Annotated in this window: 17 protein-coding genes and 1 pseudogene; 9 read left to right on the top strand and 9 right to left on the bottom strand. The window is 70.4% G+C overall.

What is annotated here, in order from left to right:
- Positions 1-93: 93 nt before the first annotated feature.
- The 6 genes and pseudogenes from ABT114_RS01960 (at position 94) to ABT114_RS01935 (ending at position 4,337) form a co-directional block, all read left to right on the top strand.
- A complete protein-coding gene (locus tag ABT114_RS01960; RefSeq protein ID WP_351137498.1) occupies positions 94-1,044 on the top strand; it encodes an alpha/beta fold hydrolase in 951 nt (316 codons plus the stop codon).
- 61 nt (positions 1,045-1,105) lie between these two features.
- A pseudogene (locus tag ABT114_RS01955) lies at positions 1,106-1,411 on the top strand (cupin domain-containing protein); the annotation flags it as partial.
- A 12-nt stretch (positions 1,412-1,423) separates the two neighbouring features.
- Complete coding sequence (locus ABT114_RS50525; protein ID WP_502986856.1) at positions 1,424-1,744, top strand: hypothetical protein; 321 nt, start codon at positions 1,424-1,426, stop codon at positions 1,742-1,744.
- Positions 1,745-1,839: 95 nt separating this feature from the next.
- A complete protein-coding gene (locus tag ABT114_RS01945) occupies positions 1,840-2,568 on the top strand; it encodes a DUF6193 family natural product biosynthesis protein (RefSeq protein WP_351137496.1) in 729 nt (242 codons plus the stop codon).
- Between the two features lie 121 nt (positions 2,569-2,689).
- Entirely contained in the window at positions 2,690-3,331 is a 642-nt protein-coding gene (locus ABT114_RS01940) for an ALF repeat-containing protein (protein WP_351137494.1), read from the top strand.
- A gap of 157 nt (positions 3,332-3,488) precedes the next feature.
- A complete protein-coding gene (locus tag ABT114_RS01935; protein ID WP_351137492.1) occupies positions 3,489-4,337 on the top strand; it encodes a polymorphic toxin-type HINT domain-containing protein in 849 nt (282 codons plus the stop codon).
- Between the two features lie 128 nt (positions 4,338-4,465).
- Here ABT114_RS01935 and thpR read toward each other — a convergent pair whose 3' ends face one another.
- From thpR to ABT114_RS01900, 7 genes are all read right to left on the bottom strand, one after another.
- Positions 4,466-5,014, bottom strand: coding sequence for an RNA 2',3'-cyclic phosphodiesterase (thpR, locus tag ABT114_RS01930; RefSeq protein ID WP_351137490.1), 549 nt, complete (start codon positions 5,012-5,014; stop codon positions 4,466-4,468).
- Between the two features lie 57 nt (positions 5,015-5,071).
- Positions 5,072-5,290, bottom strand: coding sequence for a WhiB family transcriptional regulator (locus ABT114_RS01925; RefSeq protein ID WP_502986847.1), 219 nt, complete (start codon positions 5,288-5,290; stop codon positions 5,072-5,074).
- A 185-nt stretch (positions 5,291-5,475) separates the two neighbouring features.
- A complete protein-coding gene (locus tag ABT114_RS01920) occupies positions 5,476-7,155 on the bottom strand; it encodes a cytochrome P450 (protein WP_351137488.1) in 1,680 nt (559 codons plus the stop codon).
- Between the two features lie 44 nt (positions 7,156-7,199).
- Entirely contained in the window at positions 7,200-7,808 is a 609-nt protein-coding gene (locus tag ABT114_RS01915; RefSeq protein ID WP_351137486.1) for a class I SAM-dependent methyltransferase, read from the bottom strand.
- 14 nt (positions 7,809-7,822) lie between these two features.
- Positions 7,823-8,644: an ABC transporter permease gene (locus ABT114_RS01910; protein ID WP_351137484.1), complete on the bottom strand. Its 822-nt coding sequence runs from the start codon at positions 8,642-8,644 to the stop codon at positions 7,823-7,825.
- Positions 8,645-8,659: 15 nt separating this feature from the next.
- Positions 8,660-9,637, bottom strand: coding sequence for an ATP-binding cassette domain-containing protein (locus ABT114_RS01905; protein WP_351137482.1), 978 nt, complete (start codon positions 9,635-9,637; stop codon positions 8,660-8,662).
- The gene (locus tag ABT114_RS01900) at positions 9,637-9,819 is read right to left on the bottom strand and encodes a hypothetical protein (protein WP_351137480.1); all 183 of its coding nucleotides are present in this window, start codon (positions 9,817-9,819) and stop codon (positions 9,637-9,639) included. The genes ABT114_RS01905 and ABT114_RS01900 overlap by 1 nt, the downstream gene beginning before the upstream one ends.
- 130 nt (positions 9,820-9,949) lie before the next feature.
- On the opposite strand from ABT114_RS01900, the gene ABT114_RS01895 reads away from it, so the two are divergent.
- Complete coding sequence (locus ABT114_RS01895) at positions 9,950-10,528, top strand: TetR/AcrR family transcriptional regulator (RefSeq protein WP_351137478.1); 579 nt, start codon at positions 9,950-9,952, stop codon at positions 10,526-10,528.
- An 849-nt stretch (positions 10,529-11,377) separates the two neighbouring features.
- On the opposite strand, the gene ABT114_RS01890 is transcribed toward ABT114_RS01895, so the two are convergent.
- Positions 11,378-12,343, bottom strand: coding sequence for a pirin family protein (locus ABT114_RS01890; RefSeq protein ID WP_351137476.1), 966 nt, complete (start codon positions 12,341-12,343; stop codon positions 11,378-11,380).
- 264 nt (positions 12,344-12,607) lie between these two features.
- On the opposite strand from ABT114_RS01890, the gene ABT114_RS01885 reads away from it, so the two are divergent.
- The gene (locus tag ABT114_RS01885; RefSeq protein WP_351137474.1) at positions 12,608-12,955 is read left to right on the top strand and encodes a tetratricopeptide repeat protein; all 348 of its coding nucleotides are present in this window, start codon (positions 12,608-12,610) and stop codon (positions 12,953-12,955) included.
- A gap of 264 nt (positions 12,956-13,219) precedes the next feature.
- On the opposite strand, the gene ABT114_RS01880 is transcribed toward ABT114_RS01885, so the two are convergent.
- On the bottom strand, positions 13,220-14,632 hold the full coding sequence (locus ABT114_RS01880) for a PepSY-associated TM helix domain-containing protein (protein WP_351137472.1): 1,413 nt from the start codon (positions 14,630-14,632) through the stop codon (positions 13,220-13,222).
- Positions 14,633-14,789: 157 nt separating this feature from the next.
- Here ABT114_RS01880 and ABT114_RS01875 point away from each other — a divergent pair, with 157 nt between their 5' ends.
- A complete protein-coding gene (locus ABT114_RS01875) occupies positions 14,790-15,437 on the top strand; it encodes a peptide deformylase (RefSeq protein WP_351137470.1) in 648 nt (215 codons plus the stop codon).
- Positions 15,438-15,556 lie beyond the last annotated feature (119 nt).

Here is a 15,556-nt window from a genome sequence, read left to right as displayed (position 1 = left end):
CCCGGAGCATGGTCGCGTGTCGGGCGTGCCCGGGACCGGAGCCGCCGAGCAGCGGAGTCGCCGCCGAAGATCATGGCGCGTACGCTCGTACGCATGGCTGAGCATCGAATGGTCGACGCGAACGGGGTTCGGCTGCACATCGCCGAGGAAGGCGAAGGCCCCCTGGTGGTGCTCCTGCACGGCTTCCCCGAGTCATGGCACTCGTGGCACCGCCAGTTCGGTCCCCTGGCCGACGCGGGCTTCCGAGTGGTCGCCCCCGACCAGCGTGGATACGGGCGCAGCGACCATCCCGACAACGTCGACGCGTACAGCATCCTCCATCTGGTCGGCGACGTCGTCGGCCTGATCCGGGCACTGGGCGAGGAGCAGGCATACGTCGTCGGGCACGACTGGGGCGCGCCGGTCGCCTGGCACACCGCTCTGCTGCGGCCGGACATGGTGCTCGGGGTAGCCGGCCTGAGCGTGCCACCCCCGTTCCGGGGCACGGAGCCTCCGCTGGCCACCATGGACAAGAGGTTCGGCGGCCGCTTCTACTGGAACTACTTCAACCGCCCCGGTGTCGCCGACGCCGAGTTCGCCAAGGACACGCGCACCGCGTTGCGGAAATTCTTCTACTCGGCTTCCGGAGAGGCTCCCGGCGCGGTCAAGCAGCCGCTGGTCGACCCCGAGCGGGGCTGGCTCGCGGACATGCCCGACCCCGAAGTACTGCCGGAGTGGTTCACCGAGGACGATCTCGACGCACTCACCGAGAGCTTCTCCAAGGGCTTCACCGGGGCTCTCAACTGGTACCGCAACCTCGACCGCAACTGGGAACTGACCGCTCCCTGGCAAGGCGCCGTCGTCACCCCTCCCGCCCTGTACATCTACGGCGACCGCGACCCCGTTCCCGCCTTCCCCGGCACGCCCGAACTCATCGACAGCCTCCCCGACCGGATGCCCAACCTGCGGCGCGAGCCCCTCAAGTTGGCGGGCTGCGGACACTGGACACAGCAGGAACGCCCGGCCGAGGTGAACGCGGCGCTCATCGAATTCCTCACGACCTGATCTTGAGCGTCTGTGTCCGGCACCGCGGTGGCGGCAAAGCCCAGCCGTTGGCCGTTCAACTTGGGAGCCCGGCGACCCGGGCACTCCACCGCACCGCCACTCGGGGCCGGCCTTCGGGTATGTCATCGAGGGTGCGGTCCGTTTCGAGCTCGAGGGCGAGCCCGAGCGCGTGGTCGAGGCCGGCGGGACGTTCCGGGAGCCGGGCGGTGACGCGATCCGCTACCAGGACGGCAACGCGCTGACGGACGCGCGGACCCGGTTCGTGGTGACGATGATGTGCGCGCCGGGCAAGCCCATGCTCGAGCTGGTGGACGAGGAGGAGCTGGCGCAGCGGGCCCACCTGCGAGCTCCACGACCCACCCACTGACCTGCCGCCTGCTTGCACACAGCCGCCGACCTCACGGCGCCCAGCGTCGCCGCGGGCAAGCCCGCCCTGGCGGCCACCGCCACCGTCGAGGGCAAGACCAGCGCCGTGGTGCAGCTCGTGCCGCGAACCGGCCGTGACCTGGTGCTGGCCCGCCTCGCGCGGCCCGTCACCGGGGTCACCCCGGTGACCGTCGCGTCCACCGCCGTCACGGCGGGGGAGCAGCTGCGCGCGGTCGGCTACGGCCGCACCGCCGCCGACTGGGTGACGGACACCGCGCACACCACCAGTCGCCGGCCTCCGCGCCGCCGCTCACCGGCACGGTCGCCGCGGTGACGACGTACCAGCCGGGCGCGGGCGGTCTCCCGGCCGCGGGTCTCCGCTTCGGATACGCGGCGCGGTAGGAGCATCCGGGATGCCACACTGTCCGGGTGAATTCCGAATTCTATCCGGACGTGGTCGAGGCCGGCGGCTTGGCCGCCGCACTGGAGCAATTGGCAGCCGGCCTCGGCATCCCTCTCATTCTCGTTCCCGGCCGAAAGGAAATAGCGGATTCGATCGGTATCGCCACCACGGCCCCCGGCCGAGAGCCGCTCACGGTCTTCCCGCGCACCGACACCCGTGGCTTCCAGGTCATCGGCCGGGCCGGGGAGGTCGACATCGTCACCGGGGAGGCGCGGGAGCTCGGGGACGTCGTCGAGGCGGGTGCGGCCTGGGCGGCGGGCACACCGGTACCGCGAATGCGTGCGGCGCTGCCCTTCCTCCTGTTCGACCAGCTCGCCGAGGCCCACGAGCGCGGACCCGAGGCGGCGGTCGCCGCGCAGTGGGACCGGCTGAAGGAGAAGGCCGCCGACACCCCGACCTTCCCCGAGTTCGGACGGCTGGTGGAGGCGGCGTACGAGCAACCCCGGCTGCGGGAGCTCTTCCCGTTCACCAGCCACTGGACGGTCGCCTTCAGCTCCTGTACCGGGCGCCCCTACCACGACGAGGTCGCAATCGCCCCGCAGTACGGCGGCGGGCCGTACATCGTCCTGCGGCATCCGAACACCGGGATGATCGGGGAGACGCCCACCGTGGAGGAGGCGGTGGCGCTCGCCCTGGCGCACCTTCCGGAATCCGTCGGTCCGGCTGTGGCGGGATTCACCGGAAGGTCCGGCTGACTTTTTCTTCACCCTTTTTCCACACCCGTTTGGATATGCTCCCCGGTGACAATATCCGGGATCCAACAAAAGGGAATAGCGGTCTGCTACAGCTGCTATTCCGGGGTGGAAGAGGACATCCGTGAGAGGAAAACGACCCGGGCGCTCCGGGATACGCAGGGGCGCCCTCAGACGCACAGCTGGTTCACTGGCCCTGGCCGTGCTGGCCGGTCTGCTCGGCGCATACCCGGCCGCCGCCGACGACACGGTGGACGACACGGTCGTACCGATATCCCGCAGCTTCCGTCAGCAGGCGGTGGACCTCTGGGCGTCCGGAGGCACCGAAGTGCGGTCGGCCGCCGAGGCCGCGCTGGTCGGCAGCCCCGACGACATCGCCGCCTTCCTCGCGAACTACGGGGACCAGGAGCTCCAGGACTACCGGATCGAGGCCGCCCAACTGGCCGCCATGGGCGGGGACAACACCCTCGATGCCGTCCGCACCGCGCTGGCGGGCAGCGAGGGCGACCTCGTCGCCTTCATGAAGTCGGGCTACCAGGAACCTCTGGAGCAGGACCAGCGGGTCCTGCTCGCCCGGGCGATCGACGCGGGCGGTCCCGAGGTGCAGGAGCGCGGCCGGACCGCGCTCGCCGGCACCGCCGAGGACCTCCAGATCTTCCTGGACACGGGCCTCACGGAGGCCCAGGAACAGGACGACCGGGTCCTGCTCACCACGAGGCCTACTGCGACGTGCTTTCCCGGGGGCCCGCCTTCGAGGCGAGCATGAAGCAGCTCAACGACATCGTCAACGCCATCACCGGCCTCACCCAGCTGGAGAACTGCGCCCAGAAGCACGATCTGGACGCCTGCTGGGAGCTGCAACGCGACGTGTTCATGTCGTCCAAGTTCCGCATGCTGGCGTCGCGTACAAGACGCTGCGGGCCTTGGAACGCGGCTGCACCCAGTGCTTCCTGCCCGGCACCCGCGTCCTCATGGCGGACGGCGGCAGCCTGCCGATCGAGAAGGTCGCGGCAGGTGACCTGGTCCGGGCCACCGACCCGGAGACCGGCGAGACCGCGGCCCGGCGGGTCACGCAGCAGATCGTCACGCAGTACGACGACAAGTACCTCGCCGCCCTCACCATCCGGGGCCCGACCGGCGAGCGCGCGGAGCTCTCGGCCACCTACGAACACCCCTTCTGGAGCACCAACCTCCACGCCTGGGTACCCGCGCAGGACCTGCGGCCCGGCGACAGCCTGCGCACGGACAGCGGCCGGACCGCCACGGTTCTCGCCAACCGCGCCTACACCCGCGCGACCGTCACCTACAGCCTCACCGTGGCGGGACTGCACTCCTTCTACGTCCTCGCCGGGCAGACCCCGGTCCTGGTCCACAACTCCGAGTGCAAGGTCCTGGTCCTCGGCGTGACGGAACACATCGGGGACGCGACGACGGAACTCAAGGGCTACCACTTCATGGACGAGAAATACAAGGCGGTGGAGGCCTACCTGCCCGGCGGCATTCCGTACACCAGGTGGATGTCCGAAGTCGAAGGCGTGATGCGGGAGAACGGCAAGATCGCCGTGAGCCTGAAGGGCTTCGATCCGCCCACCGGCACGTACCAGCAGAAGTTCGAGCTCGCCGTGACGAACGGACAAGGCACCAACTGGAAGTCCACCGAATGGGAGATGGCCCAGATCGTGAAGTACAACAAGCGGGGCAATCTGGACTGGGACCACGTGAAGTTCTATGACGACAACGGCATAGAGGTGAAGATCGACCCGCCCAAGTGACCCGTTGAGGGCAGCGCCCCGTCAGGGGCGCTGCCCTACCTTCCGAGCGCGGCCGCCAACGCCACGACGACGAACATCAGCACCAGCACACCGGCCATGATCCGATTCCGGGTCTTCGGGTCCACGCATCAAGCTTGACCGGCGCCGCCCAGCGCCCAACGGCCGACCACCTCGTAGCGGGGCTGCTCCCCCGGCACCCCCGACTTCGGCAGACTGCTCCGCACCAGCCCCAGCTCCTCCACCGTCCAGGTACGACTGGCGAACCGGTCGAGCACCTCCAGGTACGGCCGTACGTCCACCGCGTCCCGACTGCGCGCCACCGTCAGGTGGGTGTGGTACCGCCGATGCTCCCCCGTCTCAACCCTCGCCTTCCGCCCTGCCGCCTCCACGCGGTCGGCCAGGAGGCGGAGGGTCTCCCGGTCGCCGTGGGCCCGCGCCCACACGGCCCGGCCGTGTCCGAACCGCCCGCCACCCTTCACGGCCGGCGGGAAGGGCCGGGTACGGTGGGCCGCCCGCTCCAGCCGCGCCGACAGCTCCGGTACGACGGCCTCGTCGACCTCGCCGTAGAAGGCAAGGGTGAAGTGCCAGCCGGCGCGGCCCGTCCAGCGCAGCCCCTCCGCGCCGGGCAGCTTCCTCAACGCGTCCACCTCGGCCCCGAGTTCGCACGACGACGGCACTGGGCACTCACGCTGCTGTTTCCGTCGTGTCCTGGGATACACGTGCCGTGCGGTGTCTCATGGCGCGGCGTTCGCTTCTGTGGTGCCGCCCCATATTCCCTCCACCGGATCGACCCGGATGGCCCAGTTCGGGCACTGCTTCATCACTGGGCAGCGATGGCACACGGCCTTCGCCTCGTCTGTCTGAATCAGCGTCGGACCACTGGTGATGTGTCCGACGGGAAAGAACAGATCAGGATCCTGGTATTGGCAGATCGCCATTTCACGCCAACCCACGGCACACCTCTGCGATGCTTGGTGAACGACTCACATCGGCACACCGTGTGGACAGTGCGTGCCGATATTCGATCGCCCCATGCGACGCGCACACCTTGCCGCCACACCGAGCGGACATTGGTACGCCTGGGCTCCCGCCGGGCTCTCGTCCGCACACCACATCTCCCCTACGCTCCAGCTCACCTTCAGGTGCCCGGCGCGGACAGGCGTGCCGTCGGTGCGGGCCCGGGGCCTGGTCGTGACGTACCGACCCCGACCGGAAGGGTCTGGTAGCCGCGCAGGACGAGCCGGTCGCGGCGGGTGGGCTTGTGGTCGGGGTCTGCCGAGAGGGCGGGGAAGCGGTCCAGGAGGCGGGGGAAGGCTGTGGATGCTTCGAGCCGGGCCAGGCTGTTGCCGATGCAGATGTGCGGGCCGGCGCCGAAGCTGACGGGTTTGTTGCCGGTACGGGTGGGATCGAAGCTGTCGGGGTGGGGGTAGCGGGCGGCGTCGCGGTTGGCGGCGCCGAGCAGCAGGATCACGTTGCTGCCTGTGGGTATGGGGATGCCTTCGACGTCGAGAGCGTCGGCGCGTGCGACCCGGGTGGTGACCTGCACCGGGGAGTCGTAGCGCAGTACTTCTTCGACGAAGCCTGCTGTCGCGGTCTGTCCGGAGCGCAGTGCCGCGGCGAGGTCCGGCCGGTCGAGCAGGATCGCCAGGCCGTTGCCGAGAAGATCCGTGGTGGTTTCGAAGCCGGCGACGAGCAGCAGGATGAGGTTGGCGAGCAGTTCCTCGTCGGACAGGCGGCCGTCGTCCGCGTCCCGGGCCGCCACCAGGGCGCTGACGAGGTCGTTGCCCGGCGCGTTGCGCCGTTCGCCGATCAGGTGGGTGAAGTACCCGGCGAGTTCGCGTGCGGCCGCGTCGGCGGGGCCCTCGGAGCGGGTGGCGCCGCCGGAAAGTTCCAGCGCCGTGGTCAGGTCGGATGCCAGTCGGCGGAACCGGTGGCGGTCGGCCGGGGGGACGCCGAGGAGTTCGCAGATGACGGTGACCGGCAGCTGGAAGGCGAACTGGTCCATGAAGTCGACCGTCCGGCCGTCCGCTGTGGACTCGGCGAGTCGGTCGAGCAGGGTGTCCACGGCGTCCACGACCGACGGCTGCAGGGAGGCGACTCGGCGCGGGGTGAAAACCTGGGAGATCAGGGAGCGCATGCGGCTGTGATCCGGTGGGTTGGTCCGCAGGATCGACCGGCTCATCGAGCGCAGCGCGTCGGCGCCGGCTTGGTCTGCAGCGTCTTCGGGGTGGTTCGGTGTGGTGTCCGGCAGCCCGAATCCCGGGTTGCGCAGCACCTGGTTGACGGCCGCGTAGCCACAAACGAGGAACGTGTCGGCGGCGACGGCCAGGACCGGACCGATCCGGTGCGCTGCGGCGTACAGCGGGTAGGGGTCGGCCCGGCCCGCGGGCGCCGTCAGGGCCTCGATGATCGCCGCCGCGCTCTCGGGGCCGTCGGCCGGCGCGGCAGTTCCCGCCTCCGGCGGAGTCGGCCTCCAGGTCACGGTCAGCCCGTCATGTCGGCCGATCCGTTCCAGACGCTGGGCGATGGCGTCCTGGATGCGCTGCAGCCGCTGCTGGTCATCCGCTTCGGCGCGCAGTACCAGGTTCTCGCCGTCGGCGCGCAGGGTGCAGCGTCCCCAGCCGAAGTCGACGACCCCGCCGGGGCCGGAAGATTCGACACGCCGAGGCATCGAGTCGGCGCTCCCCTCGCCATGGCCGTGGCGGAGGGGCGCGGCGCCCGTCAGGTCCGTCCGGCTCAACTTGCTGATGTGCGCGCACAACTGGGTGAGGTAGCGCTCGGCGCGACCGGTAGGGATACGGGCTTGGGAGGCAGGCATGACCGGGAATCCTCTCTGGCAGGGCTCGGACCCGGGTGCGGGGCTCAGATCCGCGTACAGGTGATCAGCCAGGCGGCGACGCCGTCGGCGTGCAGGTTGGAGGCGCACACGGTGGGCTGGACCGATTCCAGCACCCACCCGTCGGTGAAGCAGGACGCGATGTCGCTGCGGGACAGCTCGTGCGGTACGGCTGGCTGCCCGGTGTGCCGGTCGCTGTAGCCGAGGACGAACAGCTTGCCCCCCGGGCGCAGGACCGAACGCACTGCGTCCAGGTAGACGGCACGGTCGGCGGCGTCCAGGGCGTGCAGCACGAGCGAGTCCAGGACGGTGTCGAACAGTTCGCCGAGCTCGCCCACGCGCAGGGCGTCGTGGCGCAGGAAGCGTGCCGTCAGGCCCCGCTCGTGCGCCTTCTGCCCGGCGATGCGCAGAGCGTCGGCGGCGAGGTCGATCCCGGTGGCGTCCAGGCCGACGGCCGCGGCCATCAGTGTGTGCTCCCCGGTCCCGCAGCCGATATCCAGGACGCGCCCGCACAACGCGCCATTGCGGGCGAGGGCAAGCAGCGCGGGCTGTGGTCGGCCGATGTCCCACGGCGGGCGGGCGGCGTCCAGACCCTCCGGGCGGCGGGCGGCATGGTGCGCGTAGGGACTGGTCATGTGCGCATCTCCGATCACGCGTCGCGGTGGTTGACAACGGCGAATCCGGCCAGCACGGCCGCTGCGGCGTAGAGGCAGAACACGCCGAACCCCGGCCATGGGGCCAGGCTCGCCGCTTCGCGGTGGGCGGCGACGTAGATCTGGCCGCCCGACTGCATCGGGATGTACGGGCCGATGGTTGTCTTCCACGTCCCCGGCAGCAGGTTCAGCAGCAGAGGTGGTACGAAGAGCACGCCGAGCAGGGTCGCGATGGCGCCGGCCGAGGAGCGCAGAAGAGCGCCGAGTCCGAGGCCGAGCAGCCCGAACACGGTCAGATACAGCCCGCCGCCGAGCACCGCCCTGGCGACCCCCGGGTCCGACAGCGACGTCCCGGTCAGGGTGTGCGCGGGCAGTGCCGCCTGGAAGGTCAGATAGGCGGCGAACGTGGACGCGGTGGAGGTGATCAGCGCGACCCCGGCGAAGACCAGGGCCTTGGCCGCCAGGACGCTACGGCGCCGCGGCACGGCGGCCAGCGTCGTACGGATCATGCCGGTGCTGTATTCGCTGGTGATGAACAGGGTGCCGAACACGCCGAACGCGACCTGGGACAGGTGCAGTCCGGCCAGCGCGAGCTGGACCACGTCGACGTGAGCGAGGTCTGCGGAGTCCAGCCGGGGTGCCAGGACGGCCGCGGCGAGGCCCGCGAAAGCGATGTTGGCGGCGAAGGCGACCAGCAGGACCCAGTAAGTGGAGCGGACGGTGCGCAGCTTGCACAACTCCGCACGCAGTACGTTGGTGAAGTCGCCCCGGCGGCGCTCGGTTTGCAGTGGGGTCGATGGGGCGGTGACGGTGGCCATGGCGTGGACCCTTTTCTACTTCGCGGTGAGCGCCGGCGTCGACGGCGCTGCCGGATCGGCGGCCTGGTGACCGGCCTCGTGATCGTTGGGACCATCGGCCTGGTATTCGACGGCCTCGCGGGTCAGCTCCATGTAGCGCTGCTCCAGGGACATCTGCTGCTGTGACAGCTCCAGCAGGCCGAGCCCGCGGGCGCGGGCCAGTTCGCCGACCTCGTCCGCACTCGCGCCGGTGACCCGTAGCGCGCCGTCCGGCTCATTGGCGACGGTGGCGCCGCGCTCGGCGAGCAGGCCGGCCAGCACCGCGGTGTCGGTCGAGCGGACCCTGATGGAGTTGCCGGCCCCGGCCGCGAGGAAGTCGGCCATGGTGGTCTCGGTGATCAGGCGGCCGCGTCCGATGATGACCAGGCGGTCTGCCGTCAGGGCCATCTCGCTCATCAGATGGCTGGACAGGAACACCGTCCGGCCCTCGGCGGCCAGCGACTTGAGCAGCGTACGGATCCAGGCGACGCCCTCGGGGTCCAGGCCGTTGACCGGCTCGTCGAACATCAGCACCGGCGGATCGCCCAGCAGCGCGGCGGCGATGCCCAGGCGTTGTGCCATACCGAGGGAGAAGCCGCCGACGTGCTTGCCCGCCGCCGAGGCCAGCCCCACCTGACGCAGCACCACCCCGACCCGCGAGCTCGGGATGCCGTTGCTCAGCGCCAGCCACCGCAGATGGTTGAAGGCCGAACGCCCGCCGGCCACCGCCTTGGCGTCCAGCAACGCCCCGACCGCGCGCAGCGGACGGCGATAGCCGGCATAGGGGCGGCCGTTGACCGTGACCGCCCCCGAGGTCGGCGCATCCAATCCCATGATCATCCGCATCGTGGTCGACTTCCCCGACCCGTTGGGCCCCAGGAACCCGGTCACCGACCCGCAGGGGACAGTGAACGACAAGCCGTCCACGGCCGTGACGCTCCCATAGCGCTTGGTGAGTCCGACGGCCTCGATCATCAGTGGCCCTCCCCGCCGACGACGCCGGTCAGGTGCAGCACGGCGACCAGCACCAGCAGACCGATGACAGCGGCGATGACCAGCAGCTTCCGGCCCTGGGACCAGCCGGGGACCACGGGCTCGACGGCGAGGTCGGTGTGACTGGTGGGGGTCGTGTCGGGGTGGGACGGCAACTCGGGCATGGAGCACTCCTTCGCCGTGGTCGTCTCGATGACGCGAACGAAGCCCCAGTTTTTCGATACACATTGTCTTTGTCAAGCCATGGTGTCTACACGAGGGCGGGGCGTATGGTTCACGCCGTATGATTGCGGCATGCCGAGAATCTGGAGCGAGACGATCGCGGCGCACCGGGACGCCGTCCGCGAAGCCACCCTCGACGCCACCGCCACCCTTGTCGCCGAACACGGGCTCACCGGCGTGACCATGTCGCAGATCGCCAAGGACACCGGCATCGGACGCGCGACGCTGTACAAGTACTTCCCGGACGTGGAGTCCATCCTGCGCGCCTGGCACGAGCGCCAGATCGACGAGCACCTCAAGCAGCTCCTTGAGATCCGCGACCGGACCGACGGCGCCATGGAGCGGCTCGAGGCGGTGCTGACGGGCTACGCGGCAGCGATCTCCCACCGGCGGGAGCACGACTCCCGCCTCGCCACCCTGCTCCACACCGGCGAGCACGTGGCCGCCGCCCACGAGCACCTCCGAGAGTTCATCCGGGAACTCATAGCCGACGCGGCCGCGGCCGGAGCCGTACGCCGGGATGTGCCCGCCGGTGAACTCGCGGCCTACTGCCTGCACGCCCTGGCCGCAGCCGGCGTCCTGGACAGCCGCGCAGCCACCCACCGCCTCGTCAAGACCACCGTGAGCGGTCTCCGGGAAAGCACCGCCTAGGAACTCGTCCGAGCGTGGATCTCCGCCGCCCGGCCGGACCGCTCCAGCGAGATCGCCACCGCCCGCCTCGCCAGCGGGCGGGCGGCGGTCGAGCACGGCTTCGCGGACCGGAAGTGCCGGCGCATCCTCACCATGCTCAGCCTCAATGCCCGTCACGCCACGGTGCTGCTCCGGGCCCTGCTCGTGTCGACGAACCTCGAGGTCTCTCGCTGACGGACGATCACCTATTCACGATCACGCCCGCGACCGGCACGAGCACCGCCTCACGCCAGCCCGTTGACCTGCAACTTCAGCTTGGAACTTCCCCATTCACCGCATCCGTGCCGGATGACGCAGAGCACTCGGCGTCGCCACGCATGCGACCGCGTGTTCTCCGGCGTGTACTCGTGGCCGTGTCGACAGTGGGTCCTCCGAGCGCGGCTGCGGGTAGGAGCTGGCAAGCTCGCCCTCGAACTTGTCGCACCAGCGAGTACTGACTGAGCCACTCACCGTACAAGATCCGGACCATGTGCGGGCCAACGGAGCAGGACAAGGGTTTAGCCACGCCATATGTGCTGGTCAAAGCCGTGCAGCCCCTGCACCACCAGCAGACGAAGAATCTGCTGGTCTCCTCGGCTGCCACGGCTCTCGCATCCGCGATTTGACGCGCGAACCAGCGTCGGAAGATGTGCGCTCACCCTGCTTCAGGCGAAGCCGAAGTCGCACCCTCACGAGCAAGGCCTACTCCAGTCGCACGCCAACCCATCAGGAAAGTCGGCAAAAGTCAGCAAGAGGGGCGTCTCCCAGTACTGCGGGCAGGGCTGCCCGACAACTCTGCCCACAAGAAGTCAGATTCGACCTTCCCGCAGGTCAGCGCACTCGTCCGCGCGGTTTGAGGACCACCGGCGGGAGTTCCGGAGCGGGCAGCGGAGCGCCATCGTAGCCCTTCACCTCGCCGAACCGGTTCCCTTCCGTCCAGTCCCGACGGGCCTGGACGATCTCCTCCTGGGACCGCCCGATCCAGTTCCAGAACATGATGAGCTCCTCTTCGAACGGCTCACCGCCCAGGAGCATCAGCGTCGCGTCCGACTCGGCGCGCAGCGGCAGTTCGCCGCGGCCGCAGCCTAGATAGAGCATCGAGCCGGGCAGCACCGGTACGCCGTCCACACGGGCCTCGCCGGACATGGACAGCACCGCGTACTCGAAGTCCGGCTCCAGCGGCAGGCGTACGTCCGTGTCGGCGGCGAGGGTCAGATCGGCGCCGACGATCGGGGTGTAGGTCGTCCCGGGCGAAACCGCGCCGTCGAGGCTGCCGAGGATCATCGTGGCCTTCAGGCCCAGAGCCGTGACGACCGGCAGCTCGGCATGGTGTTCGAAGTGCGGGTCGGTGTGGCGGTGACGGTCGGGCAGGGCGACCCACAGCTGCGCCCCGTGCAGGAAGCGGGCGTGCGACCTGGGGCTCTCCTCCGAGTGACTGATGGCCCGTCCGGAGGTCATCAGGCCCAGTTCACGGGGGCGGATCGTCTGGAGGCTTCCGGTGGAGTCACGGTGCAGCACCTCGCCCTCGTGCAGCCAGCTCACCGTCTGCAGGCCCATGTGCGGGTGCGGGGGTACCTGCATGCCGGGCTCGTCGGCGATGTCGTCGGGCCCGTAGTGGTCGACGAAGCACCACGCGCCGACCATGCGTCGCCCCAGGTTGGGCAGGAGCCGACGGACCTCGGTGGACTCGCCGAGCTTGACGCGGCGAGGGCTGAGGAGTTCGCGCACCGGCTCCGCCACGACGAAACCGCGGCCACCACAGACGGCGGGAACCGGCTCGCGATCAAGATTGCTCATGACGCCCAACCTAGCCCCGCCGGACCCACCCCGTCAGTCCGTCATTTGGGCTGTTGCTCCGCCGGCCCCCGGATGCACCGTGGCCGACCCCCGGCCGACCGTGGCGCCGCTGCCGTGACCGCAGGACCGGGCCGTCGCCGGCCGGGTGCCGTCGCTGGTGACCGAACCGGCCGGCGTCGGGCTGGTCACTGCCGCGGCCGCCCGAACCAAGTAGTGGAATATTAAACGACCCCGTTCCGTTGTCGACCTCGAAGGAGGTCAGAAGTGGACACGACGTACTACGACCACGGAACGGCGGCGGAGCGCTGGGAGCGCGCGCTGTTGTTCTTCGACGCCAAGGACTACGCGGCCGCGGCGCGCGCCCTGGGCGGGCTGGTCGAGGAGGTGCCGGAGCAGACCGCACCGCGGCTGCTGCTGGCGCGCGCCTACTACCACTCGGCCCAACTGCGGCGCGCGGAGGCCGAGTTGCGCGTCATCGTGGAGCGCGACCCGGTGGAGCACTACGCCCGGCTGATGCTGGGCCGCACCCTGGAGCGCCAGGGCCGGCACGAGGAGGCGGCCTCGCACCTGCGGATCGCCTCGGCGCTGGCGGGCGACTTCGAGCAGGCCTGAAGGGCAGATCTGAAGCAGACCTGCCCTCAGACCCGAACGGACCTGAAGCAGGTCTGAGGGCGGGTCTGAGGGCAGGTCTCAGAGCAGATCCACGATCAACACTGAGACTGCACGCGGCTACAGCGGCGTCGCCGCGTGCAGGATCAGGAACAGGATGACCGCCGAGTTCGCCGAGGACATCGCCAATGACCTCGGCGGCGGCCCAGGCCGCCGGGCCCGCCGCCATGAACAGCGACGGCACACCGCGGGCCGCCGACGCCTACATCACTCGGTCGCCGCCCCACTCGCGGAGGTCCGCCGACCCCGCCGGTGCGTGATCTCGCCGAGAACGACGTCGACGACGACGAAACAGACCAGCGGAATGCCGAGCAGCGGCACGAAGTAGCCGAGGACGGAGATCGCCGCCAGCCCCGGAACGAGAACGTAGGGCGGCACCTGCTGCCAGGCGCCGCGCGGGACGGGCCTGCCGAAGGCGGAACCGCGGCCGCGCTGCCACCACATGCGGTAGCCCCACACGATCAGCAGGATGAGGCAGAGCGCCAGCAGCATCAGCGCGATCTGGTTGACCAGGCCGAACAGAACACCGGTGTGCAGGTCGATGCCCCAGCGGGTCAGCTTGGCGAGCACCGGGTAGTCCGCGAACCGCAGGACGTCCGTGACCTCGCCGGTGGCCGGGTCGATCGCGACGGAGTCCTGCTTCTCGGGCCAGCTGCGCTGCACCTGCTTCACGACGTACGCGGAGGACGCGTCCGCGGGTGGGACGATCTCCACGGGGTCGCTCAGCCCCTCGGCGCGCGCTGCCGCCAGGATTTTGTCGAGGCCGACGCCGTGTTCCGCGTCCCCGCCGGCGGCGGAGGCCGAGTCGTGGCCCGCGTGCTCGCCGCCGCCGGCCGCCGCCGAGACGGACGGCGTGGCCTGGCCGAGCGAGGTACGCAGCTCGTCGATGTTCGCACCGGCGTACGTCGACCAGGTCAGACCGGTCGCCGACAGGAAGAGGAACCCGGCCGCGGCCCATACCCCCACGCTGCCGTGCAGGCCCAGCGTGCGGCGCCGCCCGCTGGTGCCGCGCACCGTGCGCAGGGCGTGGCGGCGTGAGAACCACAGCACCAGGCCGCCCAGCGCGACGACCCACAGCCAGCTCGCGGCGAGCTCGCTGTAGAGGCGGCCGTTCTCGCCCAGGTGCAGGTCACGGTGGAGTTCGTCGATCCAGATGCGCAGCGGGAGCGCGCCGGACGCTCCGTACTGTTCGAGGGCGCCGCGCACCTTGCCGGTGTAGGGGTCGACGAACACGGCGAAGGTGTGGTCGGCGTCGATGCCCTTGACACCGGAGAGCAGCACCCTGGTGGTCGCGTCCGGCTCCGGGGAGGGCCGTACGGCCGCGACGGTGCCCTCGGGGTGGGCCTTGCGGGCGGCTGCCACCTGCTCGGAGATCGGCAGCTTGTCGTCACCGACGGGCACGGTCATCTCGTGGGCGTACACGAGCTTCTCGGCCTGGAAGGAGCCGGCGTACAGGAAGCCGGTGACCGCGGCGACGAGCAGGAAGGGCGCGACGAGCACGCCGGCGTAGAAGTGCAGCCGCAGGACGAGGGGGCGCAGGGGAGCCCACCCGCGGGGGGACGGCGCGGGCGCGGCGGGTTTCGGGGCCTCGTCCGTGGTGGTCGAGGGAGCGGTGGACATCGGCGGCTTCTCCGGCGGTCGGGGACGTGGGATGCCATGGCGGTGATCGTGGCGGTCCAGTAGTCGGAGTGGGGGGCGGCCGAGTTCCCGGGGCTTCGAGTGGCGTGCGTCACACGGGCGTGCCGGTGGTTGCGGGGCGCCGTGGCATGCTGGCGTGATGGCATCTCCGAGCGGTCGCACGCCCCTTGCCGAGGTGGTCGAGGAACTCCTCGCCACCGACGGCCCGTTGCCCATCGTCGCGGCCGGCGATCCGGTGCTGCGGCGCGGCACCGAGCGCTACGACGGCCAGCTGGACTCCGCGCTGCTGGCCCGTTTCATCGAGGCGCTGCGCGTCACGATGCGCGCGGCGCCAGGTGTCGGTCTCGCGGCACCGCAGGTGGGCGTGCCACTGCGGATCGCGGTCATCGAGGACCCGGCGCCGGTGCCCGAGGAGGTACGGCTGGCCCGTGGTCGGGTGCCGCAGCCGTTCCGGGTGCTGGTCAATCCGTCGTACGAGCCCGTCGGCACCGCCCGTGCCGCGTTCTTCGAGGGCTGCCTGAGCGTGCCCGACTGGCAGGCGGTGGTGGCGCGGCCCGCCGCGGTGCGGCTGACCGGCGAGGACGAGCACGGCCGGGCGCTGGACGAGGTGTTCACCGGCTGGCCCGCCCGGATCGTGCAGCACGAGACGGACCACCTGGACGGGATGCTCTACCTCGACCGGGCGGAGCTGCGCTCGCTGTCCTCGAACCAGGCGATGCTGGAGCGTTGGGCGGCGGCGACGCCCGAGGAGGCGGCGAAGGCCCTGGGGTTCGAGCTGCCGGACTGAAACCCAGGAGGCGCCCGGCCGGGCGCCTCCATCGGCGTCCGCTTCCTGTTCAGCGGGGAGGACGCCGACAAGCGCGTCGGCGTCCTCCCCGGTGGCGAGAATGACCGGGCTCGCCATCA

Source organism: Streptomyces sp. NPDC002088, assembly GCF_040296605.1.
In the GTDB taxonomy this organism is placed as follows: domain Bacteria; phylum Actinomycetota; class Actinomycetes; order Streptomycetales; family Streptomycetaceae; genus Streptomyces.
Note: the sequence above shows the minus strand (reverse complement) of the source record. Positions and strands in the feature narration are given on the sequence as shown.